Here is a 15583-nt window from a genome sequence, read left to right as displayed (position 1 = left end):
GCTTTGCCGGGTAAATGCTGGAAAAGATGCGCACGCCTGCCGGTCAGTGTGGCTCAGGCACTGCGCTGTTCGAATTCCTTCATGTATTCGACAAGCGCTTTGACGCCTTCGAGCGGGACGGCGTTATAAATCGACGCCCGCATGCCGCCGACGGACTTGTGGCCCTTTAGCTGCACCAATCCCCGCGCTTTCGCGCCGGACAGGAAATCTTCGTTGCGCGACTCGTCGGCGAGAAAGAACGGTACGTTCATCCGGGAGCGCGAGCCACGCTCGACCTTGTTCAGATAGAAGCTGCTCGAGTCGATCGTGTCGTACAGCAGCTTCGATTTTTCGAGGTTGCGTGCCTCCATCGCCAGGAGGCCGCCCTGCTTCTTCAACCACTTGAACACGAGCCCGGCGATATAGATCGCGTAGGTGGGCGGAGTGTTGTACATCGAATTGTTCTCGGCGACGGTCTTCCATTCGAACGCCGACGGGCAGATCGGCATCGCGCGATCGAGCATGTCCTCACGCACGATCACGACCGTCACGCCGGCCATGCCGATGTTCTTCTGCGCACCGCCGAATAGCACGCCGTATTTGGCGATGTCCATCGGGCGCGACAGGATATGCGACGACGCGTCCGCGACGAGCGGAGTATCGCCGAGGTCGGGAATCTCGAAGGTTTCGACGCCGTGAATGGTCTCGTTGGTGCACAAGTGCACGTAAGCCGGATCGTCCGACAGCTGCCATTCCGAGCGCGCCGGCGCGCGGGTGAAGCCCTCGGCTGTCTTGCCGGTCGCGGCGAGATGCACGCTGCCGTATTTCTGCGCTTCCTTGAACGATTTCTCCGACCACGAGCCGGTGATGACGAAATCCGCGCGCGGTTTCGAGCCGAGCAGGTTCATCGGCACGATCGCGTTTTCGCCGAGGCCGCCGCCCTGCAGAAACAGGATGCGGTGGCTTGCCGGCACCTGCAGCAACTCGCGCAGATCGGTCAGCGCTTCCTCGTGGATCAACATGAATTCCTTGCCGCGATGGCTCATTTCCATCACGCTCATACCACTGCCTTGCCAATTCAGCATCTCGTCGGCTGCCTGGCGCAGCACTTCTTCAGGCATGGCCGCCGGGCCGGCGGAGAAATTAAAGACGCGCATGTGAGGTCCTGGAAGCGGGCGCGAAATAACGAAGTCGCGCGGGAATCGGCGAAAAGAGCTGCGAAATGGCTCGCCGAAAAAGATAATGGCCGTCTGCGCCAGTGCGCAAACGACCATTATCGCATTGTCGCCGCCAACCCGCCACGCCGGGTGGCCCAGCGGGCGCGACGACAGGCCGGCTGATCAGCGCAGCCTGCGAGCGGAATTTACTTGGCAGCCGGCTTGACCGATGCGACTTCCTTGTCGGCCTGGTCACGCGTTGCCTTGATCGATTCCGGCATGTACTTCTGCATCAGACCGTTCACGACGTCGCGGCCAACCTGGTCTTGCACCTGGATGAACTTGCGACCGGTCGGGCTCTTGTAGAACGTGGTCAGATCCTTGATTTCCGACGTGCTGTAGTACTTCGCGTACGCGTCGTACTGAGATTGCATCGCGTCCTGACGGAAAGAGTCGGTCGCGAACACCTGGCCCGCGCTGTCCACCAGCTTCGGCACCGCGTTCTTTTGCAGCGTCGGCACGGCGGCCTGCTTCTGCTTGTCCGTCATCGTCTTGTTCTCGGTCAGCGCGTCCGACAGGATTGCCGGAACGAGCTGCTTGGCCTGCATCTGCGCGCTGTTGCCGATTGCGCCAACCAGCTTCTGCGCATCGATGGCGTCGAGCAGCTCCTTGATGGCAGCTTGCTTGGCCGGATCAACCGGTGCTGCTGCGGCAGCCGGAGCCGCAGGCGCCTGGTTCTGCAGCGCTTGAGCCATGGCGAAGGTCGGCACGATGGCAGCCAGCAACATCAGTTGTTTGAATCGTTTTTGCATCACTACTCCCTAAGAGAAATTAACTTGAACTGCACGCCACACGGGAAGCGTACCGGCCCGATACGCCGTGACCCGCAGCGTAGCTTCAACGTATTAACTGAGACTGAAAGCCGCTGGCACGGATCAAGCCGCGCCGCCGCCCTCACCGCCGTTATCACCTTCAGCGGAGCCGTCGGAATCGCTTTCCGACTCGCCCTCGGCCTCCGCTACCTGCTGCAGACCGGACAGCTTGGTCCCTTCGTCAAGGCTGATGAGTGTAACACCTTGCGTTGCGCGTCCCATTTCGCGAATTTCCGACACGCGCGTGCGAATCAGCACGCCCGTAGTGGTAATCAGCATGATCTGCGCTTCCGGGTCCACGAGCGTCGCGGCAACGACCTTGCCGTTACGCTCCGACGTCTGGATTGCGATCATGCCCTTCGTGCCGCGGCCGTGACGCGTGTACTCGGTGATTGGGGTGCGCTTGCCGTAGCCGTTCTCGGTTGCGGTGAGCACCGACTGCTGCTCGTCGCCGGCCACCAGCAACGCGATCACGTTCTGGCCGTCCTCGAGTTGCATGCCGCGCACGCCGCGCGCCTCGCGGCCCATCGGACGCACGTCGTTTTCGTCGAAGCGCACTGCCTTGCCCGAATCCGAGAACAGCATCACGTCGTGCTGGCCGTCGGTGATCGCGGCGCCGATCAGGTAATCGCCCTCATCGAGACCGACCGCAATAATACCCTTGCGCAACGGCCGGCTAAATGCTTCCAGCGGCGTCTTTTTTACCGTTCCCAACGCGGTCGCCATGAACACGAACTTGTCGGCCGAGAACTCCTTGACCGGCAGCACGACCGTGATCTTTTCGCCTTCTTGCAGCGGGAACATATTGACGATCGGCCGGCCGCGCGAATTGCGCGAACCCTGCGGCACTTCGTAGACCTTGACCCAGTACACACGGCCGCGGTTCGAGAAGCACAGGATGTGGTCGTGCGTATTGGCAATGAACAGCGTGTCGATCCAGTCGTCTTCCTTCATGGAAGTGGCCTGCTTGCCACGACCACCGCGCTTCTGGGCTCGATATTCGGACAACGGTTGCGATTTCACGTAGCCCGCGTGCGACATCGTCACGACCATTTCCTGCGGCGTGATCAGGTCTTCGGTGTTCAGCTCGGTCGCGTTCAACTCGATCTTCGAGCGACGCGCATCGCCGAATTCGGCCTTGATGGACGTGAGTTCGCCGACGATGATCGCCGAAATGCGTTCCGGGCGAGCCAGAATGTCCAGCAGGTCAGCGATCTGCGCCATCACGTCGCGGTATTCGCCGATGATCTTGTCTTGCTCGAGACCGGTCAGTCGCTGCAGGCGCATCTGCAGGATTTCCTGCGCCTGCGTATCGGACAGACGGTAAAGGCCGTCGGTCTGCATGCCGAACGACGGGTTCAGTCCCTCCGGACGATAAGCTTCGCGACCGCCCGCCGACGCGTTTTCCGACTCGGCGCGTGACAGCATTTCGCGCACGAGCGACGAATCCCACGCGCGCGACATCAGCTCCTGCTTGGCGATCGGTGGTGTCGGCGCGGCCTTGATGAGCGCGATGAATTCGTCGATGTTCGCGAGCGCAACCGCGAGACCTTCGAGCACGTGACCACGTTCGCGCGCCTTGCGCAGTTCGTAGACGGTGCGCCGCGTCAGCACTTCCCGGCGATGCGACAGGAAGCACGTCAGCATTTCCTTCAGATTCAGGAGCTTCGGCTGGCCGTCGACGAGCGCGACCATGTTCATACCGAACGTGTCTTGAAGCTGGGTCGCCTTGTACAGATTGTTCAGCACGACCTCGGGCACTTCGCCGCGCTTCAGCTCGATCACGACGCGCATGCCGCTCTTGTCGGATTCGTCGCGGATGTCGGAAATGCCTTCGAGCTTCTTCTCGTTGACGAGCTCGGCGATGCGCTCGAGCAGGGAGCGCTTGTTCACCTGATAGGGCAGTTCATCGACAATGATCGCCATGCGCTGGCCGCGGTCGATTTCCTCGAAGTGCGTCAGCGCGCGCATCACGACGCGGCCGCGACCGGTGCGATAGCCGTCGCGCACGCCGGCCACGCCGTAGATGATGCCGGCGGTCGGGAAGTCGGGCGCGGGGATGATCTCGATCAGCTCGTCGATCGTCGCTTCCGGGTTTTTCAGCAGATGCTGACACGCGTCGACGACTTCATTGAGGTTGTGCGGCGGGATATTGGTCGCCATGCCGACCGCGATGCCGGACGAGCCATTGATCAGCAGATTAGGGATGCGCGCGGGCAGGATGGCCGGCTCGTTCTCGCTGCCGTCGTAGTTCGGCACGAAGTCGACCGTTTCTTTGTCGATATCGGCCAGCAGTTCGTGGCCGATCTTCGCCATGCGGATTTCGGTGTAACGCATCGCCGCGGCGTTGTCGCCGTCGACGGAACCGAAGTTCCCCTGGCCGTCGACGAGCATGTAGCGCAGCGAGAAGTCCTGCGCCATCCGTACGATCGTGTCGTAGACAGCGGTGTCGCCGTGCGGATGGTATTTACCGATGACGTCGCCGACGATACGCGCCGACTTCTTGTAGGCGCGGTTCCAGTCGTTGTTCAGCTCGTGCATCGCGAACAGCACGCGCCGGTGCACCGGCTTCAGGCCATCGCGGACATCGGGAAGCGCTCGCCCTACGATCACGCTCATCGCGTAATCGAGATACGAACGGCGCATTTCCTCCTCAAGGGAGATTGGCAGAGTCTCTTTGGCGAATTGATCCATTATCCGTATCTTTTACGTGCGAAGGCGGGTTTCGCCGCTTCTTCGCGTAAGCATTGCAAGCGCAACGCATCACGCGATTCTAACATGCCACGAATCCACGCCCGACGAAGGTACGTATACATATTAGAGGGGCGCCCGCCAACACCTCGCCGATCGCACAATTTCAGTCTCGTCAGGCTCGATTCCTGCATGGGACCAATTCGCCGCTCAGCCAGAGCCGGCGGACCGCTCAGACGAAAACATTTGTTGCGCATGCACCACAATTGGAGGGGGATTTGATCGGGGGCGGATTTTTTTTTCGTCGGAAGGGAACGATATGGCAAAATGCCAACGCACAAAGAGTCAGACACTGCTCGAAGTCTACACAAACGGTTTTTGTTCCGCACCAATGTTATACTTCGAGCAATGTATGACTGGTCTTCGTCAACAGGCTCGCAGTAAACCTGCGGTAATCTCAATTTCGAGAGGAGAAATATGAATAAACTTTCAAAGCTCGCGTTCATTGCAGCTACCGCAGTTATGGCTGCATCCGCCATGGCGCAGTCGGTGCCGGCGTCGCGACAAGCTACCAACGACAACTGGGTGAATGGTACTGGCGAATACGTGTGGATGAACGGCACGAACGAGCTTTGCTGGCGCGATGCATTCTGGACGCCCGCAACGGCTAACGCCAAGTGCGACGGCGCTCTGGTTGCTCAGGCTCCGACCCCGCCGGCACCGGTCCCTCCGCCTCCGGCTATCTCCAGCGAAAAGATTACGTATCAAGCTGATGCGCTGTTCGACTTCGACAAGGCAATCCTGAAGCCGGCCGGCAAGGAACGTCTGAGCGAACTGGCATCGAAGATCCAGGGCATCAACCTCGAAGTCGTCGTCGCTACGGGCCACACCGACCGTATCGGTTCCGTCGCCTACAACGACCGTCTGTCGCTGCGTCGTGCTCAAGCTGTGAAGGCCTTCCTGGTCAGCAAGGGCGTCGAAGCCAACCGTATCTACACGGAAGGCAAGGGTCCGCGCAACCCGGTTACCACCGGTTGCAACCAGAAGAACCGCAAGCAACTCATCGCCTGCCTCGCACCGGACCGCCGCGTGGAAGTCGAAGTTGTCGGTACGCCGAAGCAGTAAGCTGGAAAATTACCGCAGTATCGAAAGCCCCGCTTCGGCGGGGCTTTTTTTATGCGCGGGTACCGCGACCTGACGTGATGCGCGACGCAGGAGCGTCCCGCTCCGCTACCAGCGGCTCGCAGCTTGCATCAGCGCCCGCTACCCGACGCGCTTTTGCCGCTCTTTCTCTCGCCCTATATACTCAGGGTTTATCCTCGAGCGTCCGCTCACCGCTTTCATCGAGGCAGCCTTCACCATGACCAACGCCGATCCTCACGAACTACAGAAATTCAGCGACCTCGCGCATCGTTGGTGGGACCCGAACGCCGAATTCAAGCCGCTGCACGAACTGAATCCGATTCGTCTAAGCTGGATCGACGCCCACGCCCATCTCGCCGGCAAAAAGGTGCTCGATATCGGCTGCGGCGGCGGCATCCTGTCGGAATCGATGGCAGGTTTGGGCGCTCATGTGAAGGGCATCGATCTGTCGACGCAGGCACTCGGTGTCGCCGATCTTCACAGTCTTGAAAGCGGTGTAACCGTCGATTACGAAGAAATCGCGGCTGAGGCGCTGGCCGCACGCGAACCGGGCGCCTATGACGTGGTCACCTGCATGGAAATGCTCGAGCACGTGCCCAGGCCGGCCGCGATCGTCGAGGCCTGCAAGAATCTCGTGAAGCCGGGCGGCTGGGTGTTTTTCTCCACGCTGAACCGCAATGTCAAGTCGTATCTGTTCGCGGTGATCGGCGCCGAATACATCGCGCGAATGCTGCCGATGGGCACGCACGACTACGCGCGCTTCATCCGCCCGTCGGAGCTCGCCGGCTTCGTGCGCGCCGCCGAGCTGCGCACGGCGGACATCAAGGGCATCGTGTACAACCCGCTCAGCAAGCTTTTCGCGCTGTCGTCCGACACGAGCGTCAACTATATGCTCGCCTGTCGCCGCGACGCCTGAATTGCCCGAACCGCCCCGATCCGCCGTATCCGAAACGAACAATGAGCGACCCGACTCCCCTGCCGCAACGCGAAGACAACGACGACACGCTCGGCTTTTGCCTCGCCGTGCTTTTCGACCTCGACGGCACGCTTGCCGACACGGCGCCCGACCTCGCGGCCGCCGTCAACAAGATGCGCCACGACCGGGGGCTCGAGATGGTGCCGCTCGAGAAGCTGCGCCCGCTGGCTTCAGCCGGAGCGCGCGGACTGATCTGCGGGGCGTTCGGCATCGGGCCCGATCATCACGAATTCGCATCGATGCGCGAGGAGTTTCTCGCGAACTACGAAGCAGATCTGTGCATCGAGACGACGCTCTTTCCGGGTATCGCGGAAGTGCTCGACGAACTCGACGCGCGCGGCGTGCGCTGGGGCATCGTCACGAACAAGGTCGCGCGGCTTACCGAGCCGCTCGTCGCGCAACTCGGTCTCGAGGAGCGCGCCAGCTGCGTGGTGAGCGGCGACACGACCCCGCATTCGAAGCCGCACCCCGCGCCATTGCTGCACGCGGCGCGTGAGCTGGACATCGCGCCGGAGCGCGTCGTCTATATCGGCGACGATCTGCGCGACGTGCAGGCCGGTTTTGCCGCCGGCATGAAGACCGTCGCCGCGGCGTACGGCTATTGCGGCAACGACATTCCGCCGACACGGTGGCACGCGCAACACGTCGTAGAATCGACGGCCGAGTTGCAAACCCTGCTGCGCGACATCGGCTGACAAAGTCAGACAGATCGGCTGAAGGTCCCGGCCCGCACTCTTGTTAACCATGTTGCACCATTCAGCAGCCACCAAAGACGCACGACGCAGCCCTCGATCTATTGTAAAATCTCCTTTGGCTCACATATGTGAGCAACGAACCGCGGGGGCGACCTGGTTTCGACAGGGGTTGCGAAGCGGCTAGGGCATGTCGAGGACCCGTCACCTCGTTAATCAATGGGAAAAACGTAACTGCAAACGACGATACGTTCGCACTGGCAGCCTAAGGGCCGCCGTCCTCTGCCTAGTTCACTGACGGGCTAGTGTCGCAAGACCGGTAGCAATACCGACAGAGGTCATATACGTCAGTTAAGCCTTGGCGGCGTCACGACGTCCGGGTCGAAAATTTAGTGAACCGCCGTAGCGCAGCGTGTTCGTCCGCGTCGCTGTGGTTAAATCAAAAGACAGAACTAAACATGTAGAACTGGTCGTAGAGGACTTCTGGACGCGGGTTCGATTCCCGCCGCCTCCACCAAATACCTGGAACGTTCGCGATGAACGGCCCCAAAAAACCCCGGTAGCGTAACGCTGCCGGGGGTTTTTTATTTTCGGCACCGTCTGCGACGCTTTGCGGGCCGGCCACACATCTCCCCTTCACTCAACGGGGACGCACAACACGCCCCGGTAAATCCGCGGCCGTTGCTTATACTCGTAGCTCGAAGCGAGTCGTGATTCGTCAACCACGTCGCCAAAACAGGAGCCTGCGTCATGCGCAAGACCATCGCTCTGCTGGCCCCGCTCGCACTCCCCGTGCTACACGCCCGGTGCCTTTGCCGATCCGCCCAAACTGTCCGACGGCCGCTTCGTCACCGCTGACGGCATGACGCTCCACACGTTCGACAAGGACACCAGGCCCGGCGTCAGCGGCTGCATGAGCAACTGGCCGGCGGCCACGGCGGCGCCGACCGACAAGCAGGCGGGCGATGCAAAGGGGGACGGTTTCAAGGAAATCTGGCACATCGCCAGGCCATAAGAAGCCACTCCAGCCGGCAACTGGGCCGCCATCGCCCCCGCCACAAAGCACAACGCCGACCCAAGGGCCGGCGTTGCGTCAAACCTCGAAGCTCGAGCGAAGCCCGAGCCAATTCTTATTCGTCTTTCGGGCACTGCAAATTGCAGCCATTCGGATCTCCCATGTCGCCGCGCTTGCGCGCCTTCGAACGTTGGCCGTGCTGATACTTGTCCGACGGGGCGGACGCGGCGAACGGCATCTGCGGATGCTCGTTAATGCGGAATTCGTCGGTCAGGATGCCACCCGGCACGCCAGGCGAATTTTGCGCGTAAGCGACGGAGACGGTGGCACAGAGCACACCAGCCGCGGCAGCAGCGGCACATGCATGGAGAAGAGATTTCATGTCGGTTCAGCGCAGCTTGGCGCGCGGTAAAGGCGGATACGAAGCCAAGAGAGTAGCCGAAACCGGCGCGCTGCGCAGCCGCGCACGCCGAGCGCCACCGCTTTTCTGGTTACAGGCTCTTACTCCGCCGTTACGCGAGCGCGCCGCCGAGCCCCTCGTCCAGATCGACGAGCCTGCCCCGCAGTCGCACGGATCGTAGCCGGCGAGTTGCTCGACGCGTTGGTGAAACGCGCTGCCGCGCAACAGGTTGATCACCGTCGCGAGCGGCGCGCGAGAGAGGTGCGCGCGATCGCACGCGAAGTAATAGTCCTCGTCGACGATCGGAATGAAGTCGAGCCCGAAATGATGCGCGGCCGGTTCGACGCCGAAGCCTATGTCCACCATGCCGCTCGCGACGAACGCCGCGATCGCCGAGTGCGTCAGCTCGGTCGATGCATAGCCGTTGACGCGGTCCGGGTCCACACCGACCTGTCGCAGCGCGAGATCGAGCAGCATCCGCGTACCCGAGCCCGGCTGGCGGTTGACGAAACGGATGTCGTCGCGCGCCAGATCGCCGAGCCCGCCGATCCGCTTCGGATTGCCCTTGCCGATGAACAGACCCTGCTTGCGTCGGGTCAGATGCACGAGCACATGGCGTTGCGGATCGAGCCAGCGCCGGTAGGTATCGGCGCACACCGCGCGGAACTCGCCGAGCGGCAGATGAAAGCCCGCCAGATCGCACTCGCCGCGCGCGAGCGCACTGACCGCCTCGGCGCTGTCGCGGTACTTGATCTCGACCGGCAGATCGTTGGCGACCAGCGCCGTAACAAGCGCGGCCACCGCGTAACCGTGCGACGCGTGGATGCGCACGTCATCGGCGGGGGGCGCAAGCCAGCGGTTCAGATCGCTCGCCACTTCGCTCGCGAGCGCCTGCAAATTGCCGTCGAGCCGCTCGCCGCAGAGCCGTTGCCCGCGCAGCACCGCGTGACCGAGCTCGGACAACACCGAGCCGCGCCCACGCTCTTTCGCGATCAGAGGACCACCAAACCGCTCCTCGATGCTGCGCAGCAAGCCCCATGCGTGCCGATAGGACAAACCCTTAAGCGCCGCGGCCTGCGCAATGCTGCCAGATTCATCGACGAGAGCGAGCAGCGGCACCACGTCAGACAGGCTGGCCTCGCGGCCATCCGCGCCCTTCACCACCAGCTCGACCTGACATTCGATCCTGACCATATATGTTTGACTGTTTCCTATTGCGCGCGCCGGTCGGCCCGCCTATCTTTCGGCTATACCATATCGAATAAGCGAAGCATACGTGCATGCATTATGAATAACAAGTGCATATATCGCTTCGGAGGAGCCCCCCTTTGGACGATTCTCTCGCCACGGCGCCGGATCAGCTCGTGCAACGTCACGCGCAGCCGGGCCGCACACTCATCACGATCCTGCACGCGATCCAGGACGAACTCGGCTTTGTGCCACCCGCGGCGGTCGGACCGCTCGCCCGCGCGCTGAACCTGTCGCGAGCGGAAGTGCACGGCGTCATCACTTACTACCATCACTTTCGCACCTCGCCTGCCGCGCCCGTCACGGTGCAGCTGTGCCGCGCCGAAGCGTGCCGCAGCATGGGCACCGAGGCGCTTGCCCAGCACATCGAGGCGCACACCGGATGCCGCTTCGACACCGGTCACCATGACGGCGCAACGGTGGAACTCGAATCGGTGTACTGCCTCGGCCAATGCGCGCTGTCGCCGGCGATGATGCTCAACGGCACGCTGCACGCGCGCGTGTCGCCGCAAAAATTCGACGCGCTGTTCGCCGCTGCCCGCAAATGCGTGGAGGTGCCGGCATGACGCGCATCTATGTTCCGCGAGATTCGTCGGCGCTCGCGCTCGGCGCCGATGCGCTGGCCGAAGCCATCGCCAGCGAAGCCGCGCGCCGCGGCATTGCGATCGAACTGATCCGCAACGGTTCGCGCGGGTTGCTGTGGCTCGAACCGCTCGTCGAAGTTGCGACGCCCGAAGGCCGCATCGGCTATGCGAATGTCGACGTGGAAGACGTCGCCGCGTTGTTCGACGCGGGCTTCGTCGAGGGCGGCGAGCATGCGCGGCGCGTCGGCGTGGTCGACGAGATTCCGTATCTGAAGAAGCAGCAACGCCTGACCTTCGCGCGGATCGGCATCACCGACCCGCTGTCCATCGACGATTACGTCGCGCACGGCGGCCTCGAAGGCCTACGCAACGCCCTGCAAACCGACGCCGATGCCGCCTGCGAAGCGCTGATCGAATCCGGTCTGCGCGGCCGCGGCGGCGCGGCCTTCCCGGCCGGCATCAAGTGGCGCACGGTGCGCGGCGCGAAAGCCGCGCAGAAGTACGTCGTCTGCAATGCCGACGAAGGCGATTCCGGCACCTTCTCCGATCGTCTCGTGATGGAAAGCGATCCGTACGTGCTCATCGAAGGCATGATCATCGCCGGCGTCGTGACCGGCGCGACCGTCGGCTACATCTATGTGCGCAGCGAATACCCGCACTCGATCGCGACGCTCGAAGCTGCCATCGCCCGTGCGCGCACAGCCGGCTGGCTCGGCGACAGCGTGCTCTCGAGCGTGCAGCGTTTCGAGCTGTTCGTCGCGAAAGGCGCGGGCTCGTATGTGTGCGGCGAGGAAACCGCGATGCTGGAATCGCTCGAAGGCAAGCGCGGACATCGTCCGCGCAAAGCCGCCGGTGCCCGCACTCGTGGGTCTCTATGGCCAGCCCACCGTGATCAACAACGCGATCACGCTCGCCACCGTGCCGATCATCTTCGCGCGCGGCGCCGCGTTCTATAAAGACTTCGGCGTGGGCCGCTCGCGTGGCACGCTGCCGTTCCAACTGGCCGGCAACATCAAGCGAGGCGGCCTCGTCGAACTCGCGTTCGGCGTGACATTGCGCCAACTGCTCGACGACTTCGGCGGCGGCACCGCGAGCGGCCGGCCGGCGCGCGCGGTGCAGGTCGGCGGCCCGCTCGGCACCTATCTGCCGCCAAGCCAGTGGGACATTCCGATGGACTACGAGGCGTATGCGGCGATCGGCGCGGTGATCGGCCACGGCGGTCTCGTCGTGCATGACGACACCTCGAACCTCGCCGAGCTCGCGCAATACGCGATGCACTTCTGCGCGCTCGAATCGTGCGGCAAATGCACACCGTGCCGGATCGGCTCGACGCGCGGCGTCGAGGTGATCGCGCGGATTCGCAACGGCGACACGTCGCCGCGTCAGGTGCAATTGCTGCGCGATCTGTGCGACACGATGGTAGCCGGCTCGCTGTGCGCGATGGGCGGCATGACGCCGTATCCGGTGCTGTCCGCGCTCGATCATTTCCCTGAAGACTTCGGTCTCGCCGCCGATCCCACTGCCGACCACGCCACCAAAGCGGCCGCGGCCTGACTCCAGGAGTTCACCATGTCCGACCAGTTCAACTCCCCTGCCGGCGCCCCGAAGGAAGTCCCCCTGGGGGGCGGCTGCGGCTCAGGCAACTGCGCGTGCAAGTCGCAAGCCCTGGCACGCGCCGCCAACGCGTTCGCCGACGATACCGACTACGGCACCCCCGCCCGCCACTCGGACGTCGACGTGACGCTCGAAATCGACGGCCAGGCGGTGACCGTACCGGCGGGCACGTCGGTGATGCGCGCGGCGGCTGAAGCTGGCGTCAACGTGCCGAAGCTGTGCGCGACCGATTCGCTCGAACCGTTCGGCTCATGCCGCCTGTGTCTCGTCGAAATCGAAGGACGGCGCGGCTATCCGGCCTCGTGCACGACGCCGGTCGAAGCCGGCATGAAGGTGCGCACGCAGACCGACCGTCTGCAGTCGCTGCGTCGCAACGTGATGGAGCTGTACATCTCCGACCATCCGCTCGATTGCCTGACCTGCCCCGCCAACGGCGACTGCGAACTGCAGGACATGGCGGGCGTGACCGGCCTGCGCGAAGTGCGCTACGGCTTCGACGGCGCGAATCATCTGAAGGACCAGAAGGACGAATCGAATCCGTACTTCACGTACGACCCGGCGAAGTGCATCGTCTGCAATCGCTGCGTGCGCGCGTGCGAGGAAACCCAGGGCACGTTCGCGCTGACGATCACCGGACGCGGCTTCGAATCTCGCGTCGCGGCCAGCGAGAACCAGCCGTTCATGGAATCGGAGTGCGTGTCGTGCGGCGCCTGCGTGGCCGCGTGCCCGACCGCGACCTTGCAGGAAAAGTCCGTCGTGATGCTCGGCCAGCCCGAGCACTCGGTCGTCACCACCTGTGCCTATTGCGGCGTCGGCTGCTCGTTCAAGGCAGAGATGAAGGGCAACCAGGTCGTGCGGATGGTGCCGCACAAGAACGGCCAGGCCAACGAGGGTCATGCATGCGTGAAGGGCCGCTTCGCGTGGGGCTACGCGACGCACAAGGACCGCATCAAAAAGCCGATGATCCGCGCGACGATCACCGACCCGTGGCGCGAAGTCAGCTGGGACGAAGCGATCTCGTACGCGGCATCGGAATTCCGTCGCATCCAGGCGAAGCATGGCCGCGATTCGATCGGCGGCATCACGTCGTCGCGCTGCACGAACGAAGAGACTTACCTCGTGCAGAAGCTCGTGCGCGCCGCGTTCGGTAACAACAACGTCGACACCTGCGCGCGCGTCTGCCACTCGCCGACCGGCTATGGTCTGAAGACGACGCTCGGCGAATCGGCCGGCACGCAGACGTTCGCCTCCGTCGACAAAGCCGACGTGATCATGGTGATCGGCGCGAATCCGACCGATGGCCACCCGGTGTTCGCCTCGCGCCTGAAGCGCCGCGTGCGCGAGGGTGCGAAGCTGATCGTCGTCGATCCGCGCCGGATCGACATCGTCGATACGCCGCACGTGAAGGCGTCGCACCATCTGCAATTGCGGCCCGGCACCAACGTCGCGATCGTCAACGCGCTCGCGCATGTGATCGTCACCGAAGGCCTGCTCGACGCATCGTTTGTGGCCGAGCGCTGCGAAACCCGCGCGTTCGAACAGTGGCGCGATTTCGTCGCGCTGCCGGAGAACTCGCCGGAAGCGACCGAAGCGGCGACCGGCGTGCCCGCGCAACAGGTACGCGAAGCCGCGCGCATCTACGCGAGCGCCGGCAACGCCGCGATCTACTACGGCCTCGGCGTCACCGAACACGCGCAAGGCTCGACGATGGTGATCGGCATCGCGAACCTGGCGATGGCGACCGGCAACATCGGCCGCGAAGGTGTCGGCGTGAATCCGCTGCGCGGCCAGAACAACGTGCAGGGTTCGTGCGACATGGGCTCGTTCCCGCACGAGCTGCCCGGCTATCGTCACATCGGCGATCCGCTCGTGCGCACGCAGTTCGAAAACGCCTGGGCCGTCACGCTGCAACCGGAACCTGGCCTGCGCATTCCGAACATGTTCGACGCCGCGCTGCACGGCAGTTTCAAGGGTCTGTACTGCCAGGGCGAGGACATCGTGCAGTCGGACCCGAACACGCATCATGTGGCGGCGGCGCTGTCGTCGATGGAATGCATCGTCGTGCAGGACATCTTCCTGAACGAGACCGCCAAGTATGCACACGTGCTGCTGCCCGGCTCGTCGTTCCTCGAAAAGGACGGCACGTTCACCAATGCCGAGCGCCGCATCTCGCGCGTGCGCAAGGTGATGCCGCCGCTCGGCGGCTACGCGGACTGGGAAGTCACGCAGTTGCTGTCGCGCGCGCTCGGCTACGAGATGGACTACACGCATCCGTCCGAGATCATGGACGAAATCGCGCGGCTCACACCGACCTTCCACGGCGTGTCGTACCAGAAGATCGACGAAATGGGCAGCATCCAGTGGCCATGCAACGAGGACGCGCCCGACGGCACGCCGACGATGCACGTCGACACCTTCGTGCGCGGCAAGGGCAGGTTCGTGATCACGAAGTTCATCGCATCGCCGGAGAAGGTCACGCGCAAGTATCCGTTGCTGCTGACGACCGGGCGCATTCTGTCGCAGTACAACGTCGGCGCGCAGACGCGCCGCACCGAGAATTCGCGCTGGCATGACGAAGACCGGCTCGAACTGCATCCGCACGATGCCGAGGAACGCGGCATCAAAACCGGCGACTGGGTCGGCATCGAATCGCGCGCGGGGCAAACCGTGTTGCGCGCGAAGGTGACGGAGCGGATGCAGCCGGGCGTCGTCTATACGACGTTCCACTTCCCCGAATCGGGCGCGAACGTGATCACGACCGACAGCTCCGACTGGGCGACCAACTGCCCCGAATACAAGGTGACCGCGGTGCAGGTGATGCCGGTCGAGCAGCCGTCGCAATGGCAGAAGGACTATTCGCGCTTCAATAGCGAACAGCTCGAACTGCTGAAGCAGCGCGAGCCGGCCAATGCGGCCGCGGCCGTCACCGCGGGCAAGTGAGACGAGCCATGGACAATCGGAATCTGATCGACATGGCGAACCGGATCGGCGACTTCTTCGAGTCGATGCCCGATCACGAGGAAGCGCTGACCGGCGTCGCCGAACACATCCGCCGCTTCTGGGAGCCGCGCATGCGGCGCGCGCTGCTCGCGACGCTCGACGAAGCGCCGGACACGTATGACATCGCGCTATCGGACTTCACGCGCGAGGCGATCGTCAGGTATCGCGAGAAGTTGACGCCGGCGCCGGCCCAGGCGCCGGCGGCTTAGGCT

General features: G+C 63.3%; 11 protein-coding genes, 1 other RNA gene and 2 pseudogenes. 9 read left to right on the top strand and 5 right to left on the bottom strand.

Annotation, left to right across the window (positions count from 1 at the left end; genetic code table 11):
- Positions 1 to 53: 53 nt before the first annotated feature.
- The 3 genes from serC to gyrA all read right to left on the bottom strand — a co-directional run bounded on the left by serC (position 54) and on the right by gyrA (position 4702).
- Positions 54 to 1136, bottom strand: a complete 1083-nt coding sequence (gene serC, locus OKW30_RS04445; RefSeq protein ID WP_184070725.1) for a 3-phosphoserine/phosphohydroxythreonine transaminase — start codon at positions 1134 to 1136, stop codon at positions 54 to 56.
- A 206-nt stretch (positions 1137 to 1342) separates the two neighbouring features.
- Complete coding sequence (locus tag OKW30_RS04440) at positions 1343 to 1948, bottom strand: DUF2059 domain-containing protein (RefSeq protein ID WP_184027684.1); 606 nt, start codon at positions 1946 to 1948, stop codon at positions 1343 to 1345.
- A gap of 123 nt (positions 1949 to 2071) precedes the next feature.
- Positions 2072 to 4702, bottom strand: a complete 2631-nt coding sequence (gyrA, locus tag OKW30_RS04435) for a DNA gyrase subunit A (protein ID WP_184070728.1) — start codon at positions 4700 to 4702, stop codon at positions 2072 to 2074.
- Between the two features lie 474 nt (positions 4703 to 5176).
- Between gyrA and ompA the strand changes: the two genes are divergently transcribed.
- The 5 genes from ompA (at position 5177) to OKW30_RS04410 (ending at position 8525) form a co-directional block, all read left to right on the top strand.
- Complete coding sequence (gene ompA, locus OKW30_RS04430; protein WP_090801331.1) at positions 5177 to 5824, top strand: outer membrane protein OmpA; 648 nt, start codon at positions 5177 to 5179, stop codon at positions 5822 to 5824.
- 235 nt (positions 5825 to 6059) lie between these two features.
- Positions 6060 to 6758 (top strand): bifunctional 2-polyprenyl-6-hydroxyphenol methylase/3-demethylubiquinol 3-O-methyltransferase UbiG, encoded by a 699-nt coding sequence (gene ubiG, locus OKW30_RS04425; RefSeq protein ID WP_429346118.1) that lies wholly within the window; start codon positions 6060 to 6062, stop codon positions 6756 to 6758.
- 41 nt (positions 6759 to 6799) lie between these two features.
- Entirely contained in the window at positions 6800 to 7513 is a 714-nt protein-coding gene (gene gph, locus OKW30_RS04420) for a phosphoglycolate phosphatase (protein ID WP_187628962.1), read from the top strand.
- A gap of 144 nt (positions 7514 to 7657) precedes the next feature.
- Positions 7658 to 8027: a transfer-messenger RNA gene (ssrA, locus tag OKW30_RS04415) on the top strand.
- Between the two features lie 312 nt (positions 8028 to 8339).
- The gene (locus OKW30_RS04410; RefSeq protein ID WP_409340051.1) at positions 8340 to 8525 is read left to right on the top strand and encodes a hypothetical protein; all 186 of its coding nucleotides are present in this window, start codon (positions 8340 to 8342) and stop codon (positions 8523 to 8525) included.
- Between the two features lie 115 nt (positions 8526 to 8640).
- Here OKW30_RS04410 and OKW30_RS04405 read toward each other — a convergent pair whose 3' ends face one another.
- Both OKW30_RS04405 and OKW30_RS04400 read right to left on the bottom strand, forming a co-directional pair.
- A complete protein-coding gene (locus OKW30_RS04405; protein WP_184070731.1) occupies positions 8641 to 8907 on the bottom strand; it encodes a hypothetical protein in 267 nt (88 codons plus the stop codon).
- A gap of 130 nt (positions 8908 to 9037) precedes the next feature.
- Positions 9038 to 10119 (bottom strand): annotated as a pseudogene (locus OKW30_RS04400) (substrate-binding domain-containing protein).
- Positions 10120 to 10253: 134 nt separating this feature from the next.
- Here OKW30_RS04400 and OKW30_RS04395 point away from each other — a divergent pair.
- The 4 genes and pseudogenes from OKW30_RS04395 to OKW30_RS04380 all read left to right on the top strand — a co-directional run bounded on the left by OKW30_RS04395 (position 10254) and on the right by OKW30_RS04380 (position 15580).
- Positions 10254 to 10739 (top strand): NAD(P)H-dependent oxidoreductase subunit E, encoded by a 486-nt coding sequence (locus tag OKW30_RS04395; RefSeq protein WP_429346117.1) that lies wholly within the window; start codon positions 10254 to 10256, stop codon positions 10737 to 10739.
- Positions 10736 to 12311: pseudogene (locus OKW30_RS04390) on the top strand (formate dehydrogenase beta subunit). The gene OKW30_RS04395 and the pseudogene OKW30_RS04390 overlap by 4 nt, the downstream one beginning before the upstream one ends.
- Before the next feature lie 15 nt (positions 12312 to 12326).
- A complete protein-coding gene (gene fdhF, locus OKW30_RS04385; protein ID WP_429346116.1) occupies positions 12327 to 15311 on the top strand; it encodes a formate dehydrogenase subunit alpha in 2985 nt (994 codons plus the stop codon).
- Between the two features lie 8 nt (positions 15312 to 15319).
- Positions 15320 to 15580: a formate dehydrogenase subunit delta gene (locus tag OKW30_RS04380; protein WP_184027626.1), complete on the top strand. Its 261-nt coding sequence runs from the start codon at positions 15320 to 15322 to the stop codon at positions 15578 to 15580.
- The last annotated feature ends 3 nt before the right edge of the window (positions 15581 to 15583 follow it).

This window comes from Paraburkholderia sp. Clong3 (genome assembly GCF_050436485.1).
Taxonomy (GTDB): Bacteria; Pseudomonadota; Gammaproteobacteria; order Burkholderiales; family Burkholderiaceae; genus Paraburkholderia; species Paraburkholderia tuberum.
This window is presented reverse-complemented; position numbering and strand designations above follow the sequence as displayed.

What these genes read in the sequence shown, in the direction of transcription:
- ompA (WP_090801331.1), top strand. Translation starts at nt 5,177, where the DNA reads ATGAATAAACTTTCAAAGCTCGCGTTCATTGCAGCTACCGCAGTTATG.
- OKW30_RS04405 (WP_184070731.1), bottom strand. Translation starts at nt 8,907, where the DNA reads ATGAAATCTCTTCTCCATGCATGTGCCGCTGCTGCCGCGGCTGGTGTG.
- OKW30_RS04380 (WP_184027626.1), top strand. Translation starts at nt 15,320, where the DNA reads ATGGACAATCGGAATCTGATCGACATGGCGAACCGGATCGGCGACTTC.
- ubiG (WP_429346118.1), top strand. Translation starts at nt 6,060, where the DNA reads ATGACCAACGCCGATCCTCACGAACTACAGAAATTCAGCGACCTCGCG.
- serC (WP_184070725.1), bottom strand. Translation starts at nt 1,136, where the DNA reads ATGCGCGTCTTTAATTTCTCCGCCGGCCCGGCGGCCATGCCTGAAGAA.
- gph (WP_187628962.1), top strand. Translation starts at nt 6,800, where the DNA reads ATGAGCGACCCGACTCCCCTGCCGCAACGCGAAGACAACGACGACACG.
- OKW30_RS04440 (WP_184027684.1), bottom strand. Translation starts at nt 1,948, where the DNA reads ATGCAAAAACGATTCAAACAACTGATGTTGCTGGCTGCCATCGTGCCG.
- fdhF (WP_429346116.1), top strand. Translation starts at nt 12,327, where the DNA reads ATGTCCGACCAGTTCAACTCCCCTGCCGGCGCCCCGAAGGAAGTCCCC.
- gyrA (WP_184070728.1), bottom strand. Translation starts at nt 4,702, where the DNA reads ATGGATCAATTCGCCAAAGAGACTCTGCCAATCTCCCTTGAGGAGGAA.